We start from the raw sequence: 17858 nt of genomic DNA on the forward strand, positions 1-17858 counted from the left end.
AACAAGTACCAATTCATTTATTCGTTAATCGGCGTAACGGATAGAAAGAAAGATCTAGAATGAAAATAGGCTGGGCAAGCGCGATTTATTTTTCTCGAAAGAGATTCTCGGCATTAATGCTCACTGTTTTTACAGTGAGCTGCTGGACTGCCTATATAGCCGAAACACGTGCAGCATCGACTTGCAAGACAGAGGTCGCACGAGTGGTATCGATGCAGGGGATAATCGAAATACGCCGGGCTCAAGAAAATGCTTGGCAACTGGCTGGCATGGATATCGTTCTTTGCGCGGGTGATATGATCCGCGCCCGCGCGCAAAGCCGTGCTGCTTTACGCTTAAGCAACGACAGCATGCTGCGCCTGGATCAAAAAACCAGCATTACATTTCCTGAAGTTCAAGAAGAAAGAGGCACTTCCCTGCTGGATTTATTCGAAGGTGCGATCCACATCATCACGCGCACGCCCAGGCCATTCAAGATAAGAACCCCTTTTGTTAACGCCAGTGTCGAAGGAACAGAGTTTTTTGTCGGCCTTAAGGAAGACAATACCGAAGTTGTCGTGTATGAGGGCAAAGTATCAGTCAGTAACGACCTGGGAAGCTTGCTCTTGCATGATCATGAAGCAGCTGTCACATACAAAGGGCAGGCACCGCGCAAAGAAATTATCATTCATCCGGTCGATGCCGTGCAATGGGCATTATATTATCCCGTTATCCTGAATTACTGGCAGAGTGATAAAGACGGCACCAGCACTTTGATCCGGCAAGCAAGCCAGTTATTGACCGCCGGACAGGCTGAAGAAGCTAAGGAAATTATCCGGCAAGCTCTGCAACACGAGCCTGATAACAGCAATGCGCATGCACTGCTGGCTATTATCGCCGTCGTGCAGAATGACAAAGACCAGGCATTTGAACTGGCTAACAAGGCGATTACGCTCGATCAAGAATCGGCTGCTGGGCATTTAGCGCTTTCTTATACGCAGCAAGCGCATTTTGAGATTGAAGCGGCACTGGGGAGTGTACAAAAAGCAATCGCGCTTGACGCGAAAAACGCACTCGCTTGGTCGCGGTTAGCTGAGTTGCAAATGTCAGTAGGCTATCTGGATCGCGCACTCGATGCGGCGCAGCATGCAGTCAGTTTGCATCCGGATCTGGCAAAAACCCAAACGGTACTGGGCTTCGCTCATCTACTGCAAATCGATAGCCAAACCGCGAAAGAAGTTTTCCACCGGGCCATTGCATTGGATCAGTCCGACCCCATGCCACGGTTTGGATTAGGGATCGCTTTGATACGCGAAGGCAACCTGGAAGCCGGGCGCATCGAACTGGAAATCGCCGCCAGCCTGGATCCGGCGAATTCTCTGATTCGAAGCTATCTGGGAAAAGCTTACTTTGAAGAAAAACGCTACTCGCTCGCCGGCACCCAATTCGATCTTGCCAAAGAACGTGACCCCAAAGATCCGACCCCGTGGTTTTATGATGCAATCCAGAAGCAGACTCAGAATCGGCCAGTGGAAGCCCTGCAGGATATACAGAAATCGATCGAGCTGAACAATAATCGCGCGGTATACCGCTCCAAGTTTCTGCTGGATCGCGATGAAGCTGCGCGCGGATCCAGCTTGGCACGTATTTTTGAGAATTTGGGATTTGAAAGACGCGCCGTGATGGAAACTGCAAAATCATTGAGCTTCGACCCATCCAATCATTCCGCGCATCGGTTTCTTTCGGATATTTACGCCAACACGCCGCGGCATGAAGCTGCACGTGTCAGTGAACTGCTGCAAGCTCAGCTTCTCCAGCCCGTCAATGTCAATCCCGTACAACCGCATATGGCGGTTGCAGATCTCAATATCATCACTAACACAGGTCCGTCAAATCCAGGATTTAATGAATTCACTCCGCTGATGGAACGCAGTAAACCGCAATTGGTGACATCCGGGATTGTTGGCAGCAATAGCACTTTAGGTGATGAAATCGTTTTTTCAAGGTTTAACGAGCGAACTTCGATCAGCTTGGGACAGTTCCATTATGAAACCAAGGGATTTCGTACCAATAACGATCAGAATCACGATATTCTCAATGCCTTTGTTCAACACGCATTAACTTCTAAATTGAATATTCAGGCTGAAGTACGTACCCGTTCATCCAATCAGGGAAATTTATTGCAAAATTTCGCTAAGCCTTCTGATAATCCCAGAGATACTCAAAATAGAATTCGTCGAAAAATCGATGAAGATTCTGTTCGTGTGGGTGCCAGGTATGATATAGCACACAACCAGAATATTATTGCATCCAGTCAATTTAATGATAGAAGATCTGAAGATATTGATCCAATTACTTCTTCGATCGCAGATAAGCATTCAACTTTTAAAACTGAAACTTTTCAGACAGAAGTTCAATATCAATTTCGCAGTCATCGGTTTAATGTGTTAGCAGGCTCTGGCGTTTATCGTACAAGTGTCGATCAAAATACGAGGGGAATAGATAGCATAACTGGAAAGCAATGCTGTTTTGGGATACTAGATAGCAATAGTGAGAATAATAGAAGTGATAAAACAAATGGCTACATCTATACCAACTTGAACTTTACTCCAAATCTAAATGCCACCGCGGGCTTCAGTTATGATTCTTATAAGCATGATCTAGTCCTTATTGACGGATTTAATCCAAAATTAGGCCTGCAATTGAATTTCACCAATTATTTTAGATTACGCATGGCTTGGATTGAGACGATCAAAGCGCCTTTAGCCACCAATCAGACCATTGAGCCCACTCAAGTTGCCGGCTTTAATCAATTGTTCGATGACATCAATGGCACAAAATCTCGTCGTATGGGAATTGGACTCGATGCACATTATAAAAATAAGGTACTTAGTGGTTTTGAAATTTCAAATCGGGATTTGAGTATCCCCATTTTCTCAGATTCAGATATTCCAAAGCTCTCTGGACAAAATCATGATTTTATAGATCAAAAAGAAAACTTATATTATGTCTACCTATATGGAATACTACATAAAAACTGGACGGTAAAAAGTGAAGTTCGGTTTGAAAAACTTTTGCGTCCCCCAAGATCTGATGAACTAAACCGAATTGATACATTAAGCATGCCTATTGGAATTGACTATTTTAGCCCACAAGGGATTTTTGCCAATTTAACCGGTACATTTGTCCATCAAAAAGTTAATCGCAGAGGAGAAATAAATGATGGAGTAGAAAAATTCTTCCTAGTTGATGCTTCAGTTGGCTATCGGCTTCCCAAGCGCATGGGGATTTTAAGTCTGGAAGCAAGAAATATTTTCGATGAGACTTTTTTATTTCAGGATATAAATATCCAGACATCTCAATCTGTTGTTTCTCGTTTTGTTCCTACAAGAACAATTTTTGCTCGTGTGACGTTAAACTTTTAAAGGGAGTAAAAGGTATGTTGAAGGTTAAAATATGGATAATGTTAATTACACTATTTTCACTGATAGTTGGGGTAACAGGTTGTACAAATAGCTTACCAATCGGACTTACGCATGATCTCGAGAGAGCTTCAGATACTAAGTTTGGTTCTGTTGCGCTTATAGACAGTAGTACTGGGCAGACGAAATACTTAATAAGCGCTAATGGCGGCACATCGAATTTTTTTGATAAACCTCAACCTGCCTCTGAGATAAAAGAAGTAACTACAGTATCAGTGGTTGGGGTTTCTGGAATTGCAGGATATCAGTCTTGCAACTATATTACTATTGATAGCCGCCAAGTAAAATCTACGGATACCCGCTTAATTTGTCGTAATAACGAGAATAGAAAATCTGAACTGCGGGATTCTGATAAAGCCTCGGAAATCCCTACTTTACCAGAAAATTTAGTTAATAGACTTGCTGACACTGGGAGTATTAATAATCTAGGCTTTCTTATACTTACTGATATTATAACCGGGAAAACAAAGCTATTTAGAAGTGAAAATTATGTTGATCTACCTATTAGTTTTCCTCTACCAGTAACAGAAATAAAAAATAATAATGTATGGAGTGTAATAACTTTTGTGGTGAACCCATGTTCTTCATGTACTACTAATAGTCAAGGCGAGCAGGTATGTAAGTATGTGACATATTGTCCTAAATAATAAAGATAAATCCTGGCGTACTTCACCCACCTTTTACTAGTACTGGTAAGTATGTAGGTGATTGCAGTGGACACAACTCTAAGCAACTAATCTTGCCTAGGGTTGTTTTATTTTAGGGTACATCATAAGTTTGAATGAAATTAGACCGTTGCCAATCCCAGCAAACTATGATCAAGTATGCCAATGAGTGTACTATCACTATGCCAATACTTGTCGATAATATCAGCAGCCTCAGTCGCCACCATATTTTTGAGTTCTACTTCAGACCAAGCGACTGGTGAAGGTGATTCACTTAAAGCAGTAAAAAGTATTGTATGCAATTTTTCAGTGTTGCCACTATCTCGAAGCCCGGTAATTTGATTCCACTCAGATTTATCGAGTGCTGATAACATATTGATTAAGGAACCATAAAATATGGATTCTAGATTTTCACCTTTTGCCGGTACATTACCCAAATGCCCGATACCCAATTCTTCTGCATCATAAATACCATCATTGTGCAAATCCCGTTTCATTGTCTCTGAAAAAAATGGGTCATAATCGGTTTTTATTTTCAGTTTGCCTAGAGTTTCCTCCCTGAGAGAGGTATTTGATAAACTACCGGTCCTATTATTGAAATTGACAAGTAACTCCAAAGCGCCCAAATCTGAATTTACAATAATACTCATACCATCAATAAACATACCTTCTTTGTCTACAGATTCAAAATAAGTGTTAATAACATCTTTTGGAATGCCCTCGATCTCACTTAGCATCGCTGTTGTAACACCATAATCACGTGCGGTATTGTAAATTATCTCGGGGTGCTCGATATTTAAGTCAATAAACTTCTGTGCTTGTTGAATCGTAATTCCAAAGCTATTTAAATATGGCTCAGCTGGAATGAATGATTTTACTGACATGAAATATCTCCTTTTAGACCCAAATTATCGGCGGTCGACTTGCTGCCAAATGTCATTTATTCTCATCTTTGAAGCTAGTTCATTGAATACTTACAAGCATGCACAAAATAATACCGCGTGATTATATGTTGGATGGGGTAATTTATGAACAAGGATTTGTGTAATGGATTCTACTCCGATTTTACGGACACTTCAGAAGAGCCTGATTGTAGGCAAGTGGAGTGTTTATATTGAAGAGAAGAAATTATATTCCAGAGTTCAAGCAAGGAGCTGTTGAACAGGTTCGTCAGCGCCCAGATGGCGCGGAAGTTGGGTATCGAGGCGAATTTACTGACACGTTGGAAACGCGAAGCTGATGCTGCAGGCCAGCAAACCTTTGGTGGCACAGGCACCCCGAGAGACGAGCAAGTAGCTCGTCTCAAGCGCGAGTTGGCACGTGAGAAGAAGGAACGGGATTTTTCACGCGAAGCAGCAACATTCTTTTGTCCTTTGAGCAGTGGTATTCAAGGCTGGTCCCGGAGAAAAAACGAGAGCAACATGGTAAACCGGCTCTACTGCCACTTGATGATCAGAGTCTTCTGGAGCGCGATTTCAACGCACTGGAACCTGAAGTCAAATTGGTTACCGATTCAATGCATCACAGGCAGGATCATCAAATGGTAATTGGCGAAGTTGAAATGACAATCTAACAGCGCAGGGAGACTGATCTATGATTTTGCACTCAGATCGTAGCAGCCAGTTTCGCAGTGATGATTGCCAGCATTTCCTGAAACGGAATATGCTCGTTTATTCTATGAATGCTGTTGGACACTATGACGACAATATAGCCTGTGAGAGGTTCTTCAGAATGCTCAAACGGGAACATGTGTCAACCGAAGAAAATACCGGATGCTGGTTATAAGTCAAAGCGGATATATTTAACTTCATTGAGCGCTTTCACAATCCTCGTATGCGTCGGAGAGTGGCTCAGCGTAACTTAGAGTTTTCAATTTTTTTAAAACTATCCGTGAAAATAGGGTAGAGTCCCACTAACTTCTACAATACTGTGATGTGTGATGCCACTCCTAATGAAATACTCTTCACTTATCTCATCAACCACTCCGAAAAAAATGCCAGAAATTCTTATAGCTCTAAATTAAATCCCGAATTGTTCGTTTCTAAAAAAGGTATAGGATTATTCTGATAGTTTTTTCCTATACTTTGAAAAGTTCATCCTATATAAATGGAGCAAGTTATATGAAAAATAGATTCAAGTATTCAGCGGCAATAATGTTGTTTGTGTTGTGCAGCAGTGCAAATGCCAGTTTGATTACGATTGAAACTGGTTTCTCCGCTGCGGGCGCGCAAGTCGATGCTTTAGCGTATCAAGCCTTAGTGGATAGCGCCGTTGCCACTCCATCGTTTGGTTACGGCAGCACAACCATTCCTGTGTACGACAACATATCCAATCATAGTTTATTTCCAAGCGGTTCATTTACTGACATTGCTTTCAAATCAACTGTCGATTTTTATGTGTCCCCAGCAAACGCTGGCGCTTGGCAAATTCGTGCAGGTGTTGATTTCGGCCACGGTGGTGCCATTTTTGTCGACGGCGTGGCGTACGATTTTAAGACAAACGACATGTGGTGGGCTGGCAGCTACAGCGATTCATCGCAATATCTGAGCATCAATTCATTAACGCTTGCTGCCGGCCACCATACGCTCAACCTATATGGACTTGAAGGTTGTTGCGATGGCTTCCAGCAAGCGCAATTCAGGATTGGCGGTAGTGGTGATTTCGCAACATTCAGCGCAAATGATACTTTATCTCCCATTCCGGAACCCGAAACGCATGCCATGCTGTTAGTTGGACTGGGATTGCTGTTTTTCTCGGTTCGCCGGAAAAAATAAGGTTTTAACTTACCTCAAGAAACTTTAGAAGCCCGTCTTATGACGGGTTTTTTCTTGCTCTCGGTACTGTTAACAAAGAGCCGGAGCCGGATCGAAATCGGCAGTAAGGTGCAATGCGTTTTTCTGATTGCACCTAATCGATTAATGTGCCTCCTTGCAGTCGGCACATCCTACTGGGTTGCACTAGGAACCTTCTAGGGAAAGTATTTGAATATTTCCTCCGCGCATGCCCGAGATCGCGATGTTCTTGATATTCCGTTTCTTGATCTTGACGATGATCCCCGTGTAGTTGTGGAACAAGAAGAGGTACCGATCATTCTTGCTGTAGATGATACATTCACCGCCACCGAATGACTCAGAGTATCGGTTCTGAATCAGATCCGCGAAAGGGTTTGTACCGTGACGTAGCGTGTAGTCGGCTGTTAGTGATGCCATCACTTGCTTGTTGACGTAGTTGATGATCATCACCTGTGAATCTTCGTCAAAGAGCTTCCCTCTCTTGCGGAAGTACTGCCCTCGACCAAGGTACGAAATGTACTCCAGAAGTTCCTGGGCGAAGATCGGGACATTTGCCTCGACCTCGTGAGCGGTCTCCCTCACCTCCACCGCCATTTGAATGAAGCGCTGAGATCTACCGTCGTCACTGGTGATTGCGGCAATAAGAGCGTCTGAAGCGAGCTTTGGGTCGTCCGCTTGTGCTTTTGCGACTACACCCAATACATAGTCGATATGGCCTTTGCGACTGTTGCACCTTCTGCACGCGAAAAAGTCTCCATCACGCTTTGTGCGGGGCTGTGTCAGTACTGTGTTGGGAATCAGGTGTTCGACGGATCGACTATCCGGTTGATTCACCGCATCGCGAAGTTTCGTACAACAGTATGGGCAAAGCGAATTGTGTAGCACTGCGCAACCTAACGAGAATTAGACATCCGAAATGATGCAATGAAATGCGTCAATTTGATTTTTAATATAGCATACTGCACCGGCTTTATAAGCCGGTGGAAAAAGCCATTCTCAATCGATCACCCCAACTTCTGCATCAATTCCTTAATCCGCATTACCCGCTTATTCACATCCTCAATTTTTACCAAAATTTTCAATCGATCTTGTCCGGAGAGTGAGTATTCGCGGCTGCTTTGGATCAGTTGGATGATTTTTAGCGGGTCGATCGGCGGGTTGGGGATGAATTGCACTTGGATGCTGTCGGCGCTGGCGTCGATGCGGGTGATGCCGAGCGGTTTGGCGATGATGCGCAGGCGGTGACAGTCGAGCAGGGCGCGCGCCGGGTTGGGGAGCAGGCCGAAGCGGTCGATCAGTTCGCGTTGCATGTCGTCGAGCTGGTCGTTGTCGGTGCAGTTGGCCATGCGTTTGTACAGCACCAGGCGTTCGTGGATGTCGTGGCAGTAATCTTCCGGCAGCAGCGCGGGCACGTGCAGGTTGATTTCGGTGGCGACGCCGAGCGGGTGCTGCATGTCGGGTTCCTTGTCTTGCTTGAGCGACTGGATCGCGGTATCCAGCATCGAGCTGTACAGGCTGAAGCCGATTTCCTGCATTTCACCGCTTTGCGATTCGGAAAGCACTGCACCGGCACCGCGGATTTCCAGGTCGTGCATCGCCAAGTAAAAGCCGGAGCCGAGTTCTTCCATCGCTTGAATCGCTTCCAGGCGTTTCTTGGCTTGTCCGCCGAGCGCTTCTTCCGGCGGCGTGAGCAGATACGCATAAGCCTGATGGTGCGAACGTCCGACCCGGCCGCGCAATTGGTGCAATTGCGCCAGGCCGAATTTGTGCGCGTTATTGATGATGATGGTGTTGGCGCTGGGGATGTCGATGCCGGTTTCGATGATGGTGGTGCACAGCAGAATGTTGAAGCGCTGCTGGTAAAAGTCGCGCATGACGTGTTCCAGTTCGCGTTCCGGCATTTGCCCGTGGGCGACGTTGATGCGCGCTTCCGGCAGCAGTCCGGTGAGTTTCTCGTACATCAATTGGATGCTACTGACTTCGTTGTGCAGGAAATAAATTTGCCCGCCGCGTTTCAGTTCGCGCAAGCACGCTTCGCGGATGATGCCCATGGAAAAGCTGGTAACGAAGGTGCGGATCGCCAGGCGGCGCTGCGGCGCGGTGGCGATGATGGAGAAATCGCGCAGCCCTTCCAGCGACATCGCCAGCGTGCGCGGGATCGGCGTCGCGGTCAGCGTCAGCACGTCGACTTCGGCGCGCAGTTTTTTGAGCTGTTCCTTTTGCCGCACGCCGAAACGATGTTCCTCGTCGATGATGACCAGCCCCAGATTCTTGAAGTGCACATCTTTCTGAATCAGTTTGTGCGTGCCGATGATGATGTCGATTTCGCCTTTCCCGAGACCGGCCAGCGCTTGCGTTTGCTCCTTCGCGGAACGGAAACGCGACAGTTCGGCGATTCTGACCGGCCATTGATCGGCGATCAGACCAAAACGGTCGGAGAAATTCTGGAAATGTTGCTCGGCGAGCAGCGTGGTCGGCACCAGTACGGCGACTTGCTTGCCGTCGGCCACTGCGATAAATGCGGCGCGCAACGCCACTTCGGTTTTGCCGAAACCGACGTCGCCGCAAATCAGCCGGTCCATCGGCTTGCCGGAAGTCAAATCCTCGATCACCGACTTGATCGCCGCCGCTTGGTCGGGCGTTTCTTCGAAGCCGAAACCTTCGGCGAACGCCTCATAATCGTGCTGACGCAGCGAGAACTTGTGGCCTTCACGTGCGGCGCGCTGCGCATACAGATTCAGCAATTCCGCCGCAGTGTCGCGCACTTGCTGCATTGCCTTACGCTTGGCTTTATCCCATTGGCTGCTACCGAGCTTGTGCAGCGGTGCCGATTCCGGCGCTGCGCCGCTGTAGCGGCCGATCAGGTATAGCTGCGAAACCGGCACGTACAATTTGTCGCCGCCTTCGTATTCCAGCGCCAGAAATTCGCTGAGCTCGCCGGGGCCGCCTTCGCCGACATCCATGCTGACCAAGCCGAGATAGCGCCCGATGCCATGCTGTTCATGCACTACTGGATCGCCCGGTTTGATTTCCGACAAATCGCGCAGGATGTTGTCGGTCGATGTTATGGCTTTGCGCGACTCGCGTTCGCGGCGGCCGTGCATGTGCGTGGCGTACAGTTCGCTTTCGGTGACGAACGCGACTTTTGCGGCTTCATCGACAAAGCCGGTATGCAGCGGCGCAACGCCGAGCATGAAAGGTTCTTGGCTGCTCAAGAATGCGGCGAAATCCTGGCAAACCACCGGATGCAGGTCGTATTGCTGCAAATACTCGGCGACCAATTCGCGCCGCCCCATGCTTTCCGCTAGCAGCAACACCCGGCCACCGGTCATTTTGAACTGCGCGATGAATATTGCCAGCTTCTCCAATGGATTTTCCGCATGCCGGTTGACTTGCACCGGCGGCAGCGGTGCGCTGGTGTTTTCGCCGGTAACTTTGACATCTTGCGGCTTGACCAGCAGTTCGATGCGCGCGTACGGCTTAATCTGACCGAAGAAGCTGTCGCCGGTCAGGAACAGCTCGGTTGGCGGCAACAACGGCCGGTCGCTGTCACCGCGCATCAATTGGTAACGCGATTGCGTATCGCGCCAAAACTCATCGATGATCGGACGGACATCGTGATGCAAGCAGAGCAGCGTGTTGTCCGGCAAATAATCGAACAGTGTCGCGGTTTGCTCGAAAAACAGCGGCAAATAATACTCGATCCCGGCGGGTGTGCCACCTTTGCTGATGTCTTTGTAAATCTGCTTTTTCGACGGATCGCCTTCGAATTTCTCGCGGAAATTGCCGCGGAAAAACGTGCGCCCGGCTTCGTCGAGCGGAAACTCGCGCGCCGGTAACAGCCGGATTTCCTTGACCGGATAAATACTGCGCTGCGTATCGACATCGAAGGTGCGGATGGTATCGATGTCGTTGTCCATCAGGTCGATGCGGTACGGCAACGGACTGCCCATCGGATACAGATCGATCAAACCGCCGCGTACGCTGTATTCGCCCGGCGAAAATACTTGCGTGACATGCGAATAACCCGCCAAAGTCAGTTGGCTGCGCAATGCGGCGACATCCAGCGTTTCACCCTGCTTGAGAAAAAACGTGTGCGCGGCGAGATATTCGCGCGGCAGCATGCGGTACAGCGCGGTGGTCAGCGGCGCGATCAACACGTCGCATGCGCCGGTCATCACTTGATACAACGTTGCCAGCCGTTCGGACACCAGATCGTGATGCGGCGAGAAGGTATCGTACGGCAGCGTTTCCCAGTCCGGCAGCAAGTGCGTTCTCAATTCCGGCGCAAAATAGGGAATTTCCTCCAGCAGCCGCTGCGCATCCAACGCATTGGCGGTAATGATGGTAACCGGTTTCGCTTGCTGCGCGAGCTGCGCCAGGAACAACGCATCGCTGGAGCCAGCGAAGTGAGCATAACGAGTAACGGTGCCAGGTGTGGGTAGAGTGTACTGTTGTTGCATGGTGAACGTGCCAGTAGGCCGCGCCGGAAAATGAAGCGCGCGCAAAATCTGGCGTGAAGTCGAAAGCGTCATATTATATGCCAGTTTTAAGGTGCCTTTCTTTTAGGAACAAGTTGCGGTGGCAGATTGATTATAAAAGTACAAATTGTTGTGTTATTTGTCATTTGAAACTGCTTTGGATAGCGCTATTCTTAATACGCTGGTCATAAATGGCTGGTATTTATCGTAGAATATTGTTAATCAAGAAATAATGAGCGCTTTCATGAAACTGAAGATAAAGCGATGGACACAAAAATGGATTCTGTTTGCTTGCAGAATCATTGCGGTGGCGTGCTTGACGGCACCAACTTATGCGCAAAATATTTCCTCCATGATATTAACCGAAGAAAATCAGCAGAAAATCGAATTGGCCGTGTGGAAGTACGCTGTTGATACGCCGCTGCTGCTGAAAACAATCGACTGGTTCCGCGAACTGACAAAAGATTCGCGGGAGTCTGCCGCGCTTGCCGAGCTTTCCCGCCTGCAGTTCATGCATGCGCAGCTTGAGCAAGATAAAAACCGCCGCGTGCAACTGTTTGAGAATTGCATTGCCGTTGCCGACCGGGCACTCTTTTTGAATGCGAATGACGTGCGCGGGCTTTTCTGGAAAGCCGCCGCAATGGGAAAAATGGCTGAAGACAGCGGCATGGTAAATGCATTGCGCATGCTCCGTCCGATGGAGAATTTATTACTGAAAGTGGTCGCGCTGGACGAGCAGTATGAAAATGCCGGAGCGCATCGCGCGCTGGGCCGCATCTATCACAAACTGCCCGGATTCCCGATCAGCTTCGGCAGTAACCAGAAAGCGCTGATGCATCTCAAACGGGCGCATCAACTCTTCCCGCGCGACGTCATTACGCGCGCTTTCTATGCCGAGCTGCTGTATGACGAAGGCAGGAAGGATGAAGCGCGCAAGCATGCGGATTTCGTACTGGCAACCCCGATCGCCGAAGAAGATGCCTTGGAATTTGCCGAGTATGTCGATATTGCGCTGGGCATCATCAATAAAACTGGCGGCTCGGAATTTAAAGTGGGCAATAACTAACTTCTTCGCCCGATGGATTTATCAGCACACTGCACCGACCTACGTCCGGCTTTCTTTTTTTGATCTAACTCATTTCTAAGCCGGTCAAATCGGCTAAACTACCGCATCTATCCAATCTCCCGCCGAAGTTTTATGTCAGAAACAGTGATCGATTTGATCCGCCATGGCGCGCCCGCCGGCGGGCGCCGCTATCGCGGCCACGGCGTGGATGATCCATTGAGCGAAAAGGGATGGTCGCAAATGTGGCACGCTGTCGGAAACTATAATGACTGGGGTCACATCATCACTTCCCCGCTGCAGCGCTGCCAGGCATTTGCGTTTGCGCTCGGTGAGCGCCATGGGATCGATGTCACGATTGAATCGCGTTTCAAGGAAGTCGGGTTTGGCGCCTGGGAAGGATTGAGCCATGACGATATCAAAATCGGCCGCGTGGCCGAATACCAGGCTTTCCTGCGCGATCCGGTCAGCCGGCGCCCGGACGGCGCGGAACCGCTCGAGGATTTTATGCAGCGCGTCGGTTGCGCCTATGAAGAAGTCATCGAACGCCATCGCGGCAGCCATGTTCTGATCGTCGCGCATGCCGGCGTGATGCGCGCGATTATCGCCAGAATCGTGCATGCCGCTCCGGCCGGACTGTATCGCATCAAAATCAGCAACGGCGGCATCACGCGCATCCGGGAAACCGCGGAAGGCGGTGTGCTGGAGTTGTTGAATGGAAAGCTCTCTGATTGAGAAATGACCGGTTTCCCAGGCGCAATCAGGTGAAAAAGCGTAGCTTACGAAAGATAAATGAGCATTTGAGTCCGATTTCAACGCAGCATGGCCGAGCATAGCGGTTTTTCAGAGCTTCCTTAAACGATAAACAACAACCCCAATCCAAGCCCGACGGCGGTCGCCAGCAAGCCGGAAACGCACAGTTTCGCCAGTAACGGGCTGCCGATGAAGAAAATCAGGCCGAGTTTGAAGCCGACATTGGAAATGAATGCCAGCGAAATGGCGGTGATCGCGTGCGCGGCCTCCAGTTTGCCGTGTTCGTAAAAGTGCAGGCTGGAAAGCGTGATGGCGGCGGTATCGGTTAGACCGGAGACGAGTGCGACGACGTACAGTCCGCTGCTGCCGGCGATATCGGACAGCCAGGCGGAAAAAAGCAGCACACTGCCGTAAATTAATCCGAAGGCGGCGGCAGCACGAATTTCCGCGGGGTTTTTGATTTCCGGCAGCGTCACTTCGTACTGCTGGCTGAGTTTACGCCAGCCGAATGCCATGACGATCGCGCCGGACAGAAAGCCGCAGCCCAGCACCGGCAGCAATTGCGGCAGTATGGCCGGGGAAGCGGCAGCGGCGAGAATAGTCAAGCGCAGCAATACCGTCAGGTTGGCGATCAGAATGACGGTCACGGCCAGGTTCGTGAAACTTTCGTTTTCCATGCTGCGGCGCGCATACACCAGCGTTGTTGCGGTGCTCGACACCAGCCCGCCGAATAATCCCAATACGGCGCCATGACGTTCGCCGATCAATTGCATAGCGACGTAACCAACCAAGCTGACGCCCGAGATCAATACCACCATCAGCCAGATCTGGTAGGGATTGAGAGCCTCGTAAGGCCCCATATTTTTGTCCGGCAAGATGGGCAGGACGATAAACGTCAGCACGCCGAATTGCAGCATGGAAATCAAATCGCGGCGGCTGAGCTTTTCAGTGATGCCGTGTAATTCCGCTTTGAAGTACAGCAACACCGTGGTGATGATGGCGAGCATGATCGCCAGCGTGTCGTCGCCGTACCACACCGACGCACCCAGACCGTAGCACACCAGCGCGGCGGCGATGGTGGTGGTGCCCGGATCGGCGCTGTCGTCCTTGGCCCGTGAGTAGGCGGCCACCATCATCAAGCCGACGATCAGCAAACCGCCGAGCAATAGCCACGACGTGGTTTTTTCCGACAGCATCGCAGCCAACGTGCCGAACATCGCGACCAGTGCGAATGTTCTCAATCCCGCCCGCGATCCCGGGCTGCGTTCGCGCTCCAATCCGATCAGTAAGCCTATCGCCAGACTGGTCAGAAAATGCGGTAAAGCCGCCAGTTCGCCATTCAACGTGAATTCAGTGTGCATCGCCGGTTCCCGGGTTATCTGCATGAAAGCAATGCTCCAGCAGGAATTGTAAGGATGTTTTGCCATTATATTCGTTGATCTGCAGGCGATAAACCGCGTCGATGACATCCGGCAGCGGGTCGCTGTGGAAAAACAAAATACCGTCGTAAGCTTCGCCCGATTTCCGCAGTACCGCTGTGGCGCGGTCACTATCGGCGGCGTGCAGTTTTCTTAATTTCAGTTTCAAATGTTTTTCACCGACAATGCGTTGGCTTTCGACATAAAAACGCGCATTAAACGACGGCTGCGGAAAACCTTGCCCCCACACCTGGCGTTCAAGTGTTTCCGCCAGTTCCAATTTGATGTCGGCAATATCCAAATCGCCGTCGGTTTCGATCACGCGCGTCAAATCGGCCGGTGTCAGCAGCGTTTGCGCAACCTGCTCGAACGCCGCGCGGAATGCTTCAAAAGCATCGCCGTGAATGGTTAATCCGGCAGCGGCGGCATGACCGCCGAATTTGCGGATCAATTCGGGGTGGTGTTTGGATACCAGATCGAGCGCATCGCGCAGGTGAAAACCGTTGATCGATCGCCCCGAGCCTTTGATTTCTCCGTCGTTGCCGGGTGCGAAAATGATCACCGGGCGGTGATATTTATCCTTGATGCGCGACGCGAGGATGCCGATCACGCCTTGGTGCCAATCATGATCGAACAGACAAATGCTGTAAGTACTCTGGATATCCGGCTGGCACGTTTCGAGCGCGGTTTCCAGCTTAATCAGCGCGCTTTCCTGCATGGTCGATTCGATCTCGCGCCGTTGCCGGTTCAACTCATCCAACTGTTTGGCAATTTCATTGGCGTGCGCCTCGTCGTCGGTAGTCAGGCACTCGATGCCGAGCGACATATCGTCCAACCGCCCGGCGGCATTCAAGCGCGGCCCCAGCATAAAGCCCAGCTCGTACGTGGAAATCTGCCGGACATCGCGCCGCGATACCTGCAGCAGCGCATTGATACCGGCGCAAGCCTTGCCTTTGCGGATGCGCTGCAATCCCTGCTGCACCAGAATGCGGTTGTTGCTATCCAGCTTGACGACATCGGCGACGGTGCCGAGCGCGACCAGATCGAGAAAACCGGCCAGATTGGGTTCCGGATTCGTCGTGAATGCGCCGCGCTGGCGCAATTCGGCGCGCAATGCCAGCATCAGGTAGAAAATGACACCCACCCCGGCGATGTTCTTGCTGGGAAACGGGCAACCGGGCTGATTGGGATTGACAATCGTCAGCGCCGCGGGCAGTTGATCGCCGGGCAAATGATGATCGGTGATCACCACTTGCATGCCGAGCCGGTTGGCTGCGGCGACGCCGTCGACACTGGCGATGCCGTTGTCGACCGTGATCAGGATATCCGGTTGTTTGGTGTCGTACGCCAGTTGCACGATTTCCGGTGTCAAGCCGTAACCGAACTCAAACCGGTTCGGCACCAGATAATCCACGCCAGCGCCGAATTTGCGCAAGATGCGCAGGCCGACGGCACAGGCCGTTGCACCGTCGGAATCGTAATCGGCGATGATCAGCAGGCGTTTTTTTGCCGCAATGGCATCGGCCAGCAAAGCGGCTGTGATCGTGATGTTTTTCAGTTGCCCGAACGGAATGAGATGCGCGAGTTCGGTTTCAAGCTGGCTGGAATTTTCTATGCCGCGCGCCGCGTAAATGCGCGCGAGTACTGGCGGTAATCCGCTGCCGCTGAGTGTCTGGAAGGTATGCGCATCATACGGGCGGATAATGATTTTGGGCATGCACCTGGCTGTAAGAAAAAATTTCGGGTGGTATTCGGTAAAAATTCAAAGTTCTAAACAAGGCGGGGCGCGAGTGAACAATGCTGATACAGCCTATAAAGAATAGGTGAGGGAGCATTTTTTGCGCGCAACAAAGCATGGCGATGAAATTTGAATTCTTTATTCTGCCGGGGTTTCCACCGCTGCCGCAAGCCTTTCCACTTTAAGCACGTGCAAGCGGCGGCTGTCGGCGCGCTGCACGGTAAATTTGAATGGCTCGATGACCACTGCTTCGCCGCGCACCGGCAGGCGGCCGAATTTGTTCAATACCAGGCCGCCGATGGTGTCGTAGTCTTCATTGCTGAAGTTCGCGACGAGCGTTTCATTGAAATTATCGATCTCGGTAATCGCCTTGACGCGGTAGCACCCGTCCGATTCCATGACGATATTGTCTTCCTCTTCGTCAAAATCGTATTCGTCTTCGATATCCCCGACAATCTGCTCGAGCACGTCCTCGATCGTTACCAGACCGGCTATGCCGCCGTATTCATTGACAACGATCGCCATGTGATTGCGGTTGCTGCGGAAATCCTTCAACAGCACGTTGAGCCGTTTGGATTCCGGTATGAATACCGCCGGGCGCAGCATATCGCGGATATTGAATTCATCCGGATCGGCGTAGTAGCGCAGCAAGTCCTTCGCCAGCAGAATGCCGATGATTTCGTCCTCAGAGCCTTCGATGACGGGAAAACGCGAATGCGCGGCTTCGATGACAAATGGAATGAATTGTTCGGGTTTTTCGCTGATGTCGACGACATCCATTTGCGAGCGCGGCACCATGATGTCGCGTGCGTGCATTTCGGAAACCTGCATGACGCCTTCGATCATGCTGAGCGCATCCGAGTCGAGCAAATTGCGCTCAAGAGCGGAGTGTAACAAGGTAATCAGTTGTTCGCGGTCTTCCGGTTTGCGGATCAGCATGGCGCCTAACCGATCCAACCAGCCGCTTTTAGGTGAGGGGTCGTCCATAGTTTTGGATGTAGTATGAAAATTTTGTCATGAAATTTTGCTTATTAAAGATGTTCGGCATAGGGATCCGGATAACCCAGCTTGACCAGTATTTGTGTCTCCAGTTGTTCCATCTGCGCCGCCTCGGCATCGTCGATATGGTCGTAACCTTGCAAATGCAAAATGCCGTGCACGGTCAGATGCGCATAGTGCGCCAGCCGGTCTTTGTGTTGTTGCTGCGCTTCTTGGCTGACAACCGGCACGCACAGCACGATATCGCCGGTCAACGGTTGCGTGTCGTCATACGCAAAAGTCAGCACGTTGGTCGCATAATCCTTGCCGCGGAATTGCCGGTTCAATTCGCGCCCTTCGGTTTCGTCCACCAGCCGTAACACAATTTCCGCCGGTTGCATCAGCGCGGCTTTGACCCAGCGGCGGAACTGCGGACGGGCGGGCGCACCGGTGTTGTCCGTGGCGTATTGCACTACCAGCTTGAAAGATTTCTCCGTACGCAAAGCCGG

At 50.2% G+C, this 17858-nt stretch carries 12 protein-coding genes and 1 pseudogene; 6 read left to right on the plus strand and 7 right to left on the minus strand.

Going from position 1 to position 17858, the window contains the following annotated elements:
• Positions 1-116 precede the first annotated feature (116 nt).
• Both HRU78_14125 and HRU78_14130 read left to right on the plus strand, forming a co-directional pair.
• Positions 117-3404: a TonB-dependent receptor gene (locus HRU78_14125; protein ID QOJ25076.1), complete on the plus strand. Its 3288-nt coding sequence runs from the start codon at positions 117-119 to the stop codon at positions 3402-3404.
• 14 nt (positions 3405-3418) lie between these two features.
• Entirely contained in the window at positions 3419-4108 is a 690-nt protein-coding gene (locus HRU78_14130) for a hypothetical protein (protein ID QOJ24643.1), read from the plus strand.
• Positions 4109-4248: 140 nt separating this feature from the next.
• Here the strand turns inward: HRU78_14130 and HRU78_14135 are convergent, their stop codons facing one another.
• The gene (locus HRU78_14135) at positions 4249-5010 is read right to left on the minus strand and encodes a hypothetical protein (protein ID QOJ24644.1); all 762 of its coding nucleotides are present in this window, start codon (positions 5008-5010) and stop codon (positions 4249-4251) included.
• Positions 5011-5237: 227 nt separating this feature from the next.
• Here HRU78_14135 and HRU78_14140 point away from each other — a divergent pair.
• Both HRU78_14140 and HRU78_14145 read left to right on the plus strand, forming a co-directional pair.
• A pseudogene (locus tag HRU78_14140) lies at positions 5238-6031 on the plus strand (transposase).
• 215 nt (positions 6032-6246) lie between these two features.
• The gene (locus HRU78_14145; protein QOJ24645.1) at positions 6247-6900 is read left to right on the plus strand and encodes a PEP-CTERM sorting domain-containing protein; all 654 of its coding nucleotides are present in this window, start codon (positions 6247-6249) and stop codon (positions 6898-6900) included.
• Positions 6901-7083: 183 nt separating this feature from the next.
• Here the strand turns inward: HRU78_14145 and HRU78_14150 are convergent, their stop codons facing one another.
• Complete coding sequence (locus HRU78_14150) at positions 7084-7752, minus strand: hypothetical protein (GenBank protein ID QOJ24646.1); 669 nt, start codon at positions 7750-7752, stop codon at positions 7084-7086.
• 170 nt (positions 7753-7922) lie between these two features.
• On the minus strand, positions 7923-11381 hold the full coding sequence (gene mfd / locus HRU78_14155) for a transcription-repair coupling factor (protein QOJ25077.1): 3459 nt from the start codon (positions 11379-11381) through the stop codon (positions 7923-7925).
• 250 nt (positions 11382-11631) lie between these two features.
• On the opposite strand from mfd, the gene HRU78_14160 reads away from it, so the two are divergent.
• Positions 11632-12465: a hypothetical protein gene (locus tag HRU78_14160; protein QOJ24647.1), complete on the plus strand. Its 834-nt coding sequence runs from the start codon at positions 11632-11634 to the stop codon at positions 12463-12465.
• 132 nt (positions 12466-12597) lie between these two features.
• Positions 12598-13197 (plus strand): histidine phosphatase family protein, encoded by a 600-nt coding sequence (locus HRU78_14165; protein ID QOJ24648.1) that lies wholly within the window; start codon positions 12598-12600, stop codon positions 13195-13197.
• A 119-nt stretch (positions 13198-13316) separates the two neighbouring features.
• Here the strand turns inward: HRU78_14165 and HRU78_14170 are convergent, their stop codons facing one another.
• The 4 genes from HRU78_14170 to ybeY form a co-directional block, all read right to left on the minus strand.
• The gene (locus HRU78_14170; protein ID QOJ24649.1) at positions 13317-14576 is read right to left on the minus strand and encodes an MgtC/SapB family protein; all 1260 of its coding nucleotides are present in this window, start codon (positions 14574-14576) and stop codon (positions 13317-13319) included.
• A complete protein-coding gene (recJ, locus tag HRU78_14175; GenBank protein ID QOJ24650.1) occupies positions 14566-16350 on the minus strand; it encodes a single-stranded-DNA-specific exonuclease RecJ in 1785 nt (594 codons plus the stop codon). Before recJ ends, HRU78_14170 begins: the two co-directional genes overlap by 11 nt.
• A gap of 159 nt (positions 16351-16509) precedes the next feature.
• Entirely contained in the window at positions 16510-17358 is an 849-nt protein-coding gene (locus HRU78_14180; protein QOJ24651.1) for a CBS domain-containing protein, read from the minus strand.
• Between the two features lie 44 nt (positions 17359-17402).
• Complete coding sequence (gene ybeY / locus HRU78_14185; protein ID QOJ25078.1) at positions 17403-17828, minus strand: rRNA maturation RNase YbeY; 426 nt, start codon at positions 17826-17828, stop codon at positions 17403-17405.
• Positions 17829-17858: the final 30 nt, after the last annotated feature.

Source organism: Gammaproteobacteria bacterium (genome assembly GCA_015709635.1).
GTDB lineage: Bacteria > Pseudomonadota > Gammaproteobacteria > Burkholderiales > Nitrosomonadaceae > Nitrosomonas.

Coding starts and splice junctions, on each gene's coding strand:
- HRU78_14135 (QOJ24644.1), bottom strand. CDS start 5,010: ATGTCAGTAAAATCATTCATTCCAGCTGAGCCATATTTAAATAGCTTT.
- mfd (QOJ25077.1), bottom strand. CDS start 11,381: ATGCAACAACAGTACACTCTACCCACACCTGGCACCGTTACTCGTTAT.
- HRU78_14180 (QOJ24651.1), bottom strand. CDS start 17,358: ATGGACGACCCCTCACCTAAAAGCGGCTGGTTGGATCGGTTAGGCGCC.
- HRU78_14145 (QOJ24645.1), top strand. CDS start 6,247: ATGAAAAATAGATTCAAGTATTCAGCGGCAATAATGTTGTTTGTGTTG.
- recJ (QOJ24650.1), bottom strand. CDS start 16,350: ATGCCCAAAATCATTATCCGCCCGTATGATGCGCATACCTTCCAGACA.
- HRU78_14170 (QOJ24649.1), bottom strand. CDS start 14,576: ATGCACACTGAATTCACGTTGAATGGCGAACTGGCGGCTTTACCGCAT.
- HRU78_14165 (QOJ24648.1), top strand. CDS start 12,598: ATGTCAGAAACAGTGATCGATTTGATCCGCCATGGCGCGCCCGCCGGC.
- HRU78_14160 (QOJ24647.1), top strand. CDS start 11,632: ATGAGCGCTTTCATGAAACTGAAGATAAAGCGATGGACACAAAAATGG.
- HRU78_14130 (QOJ24643.1), top strand. CDS start 3,419: ATGTTGAAGGTTAAAATATGGATAATGTTAATTACACTATTTTCACTG.
- HRU78_14125 (QOJ25076.1), top strand. CDS start 117: ATGCTCACTGTTTTTACAGTGAGCTGCTGGACTGCCTATATAGCCGAA.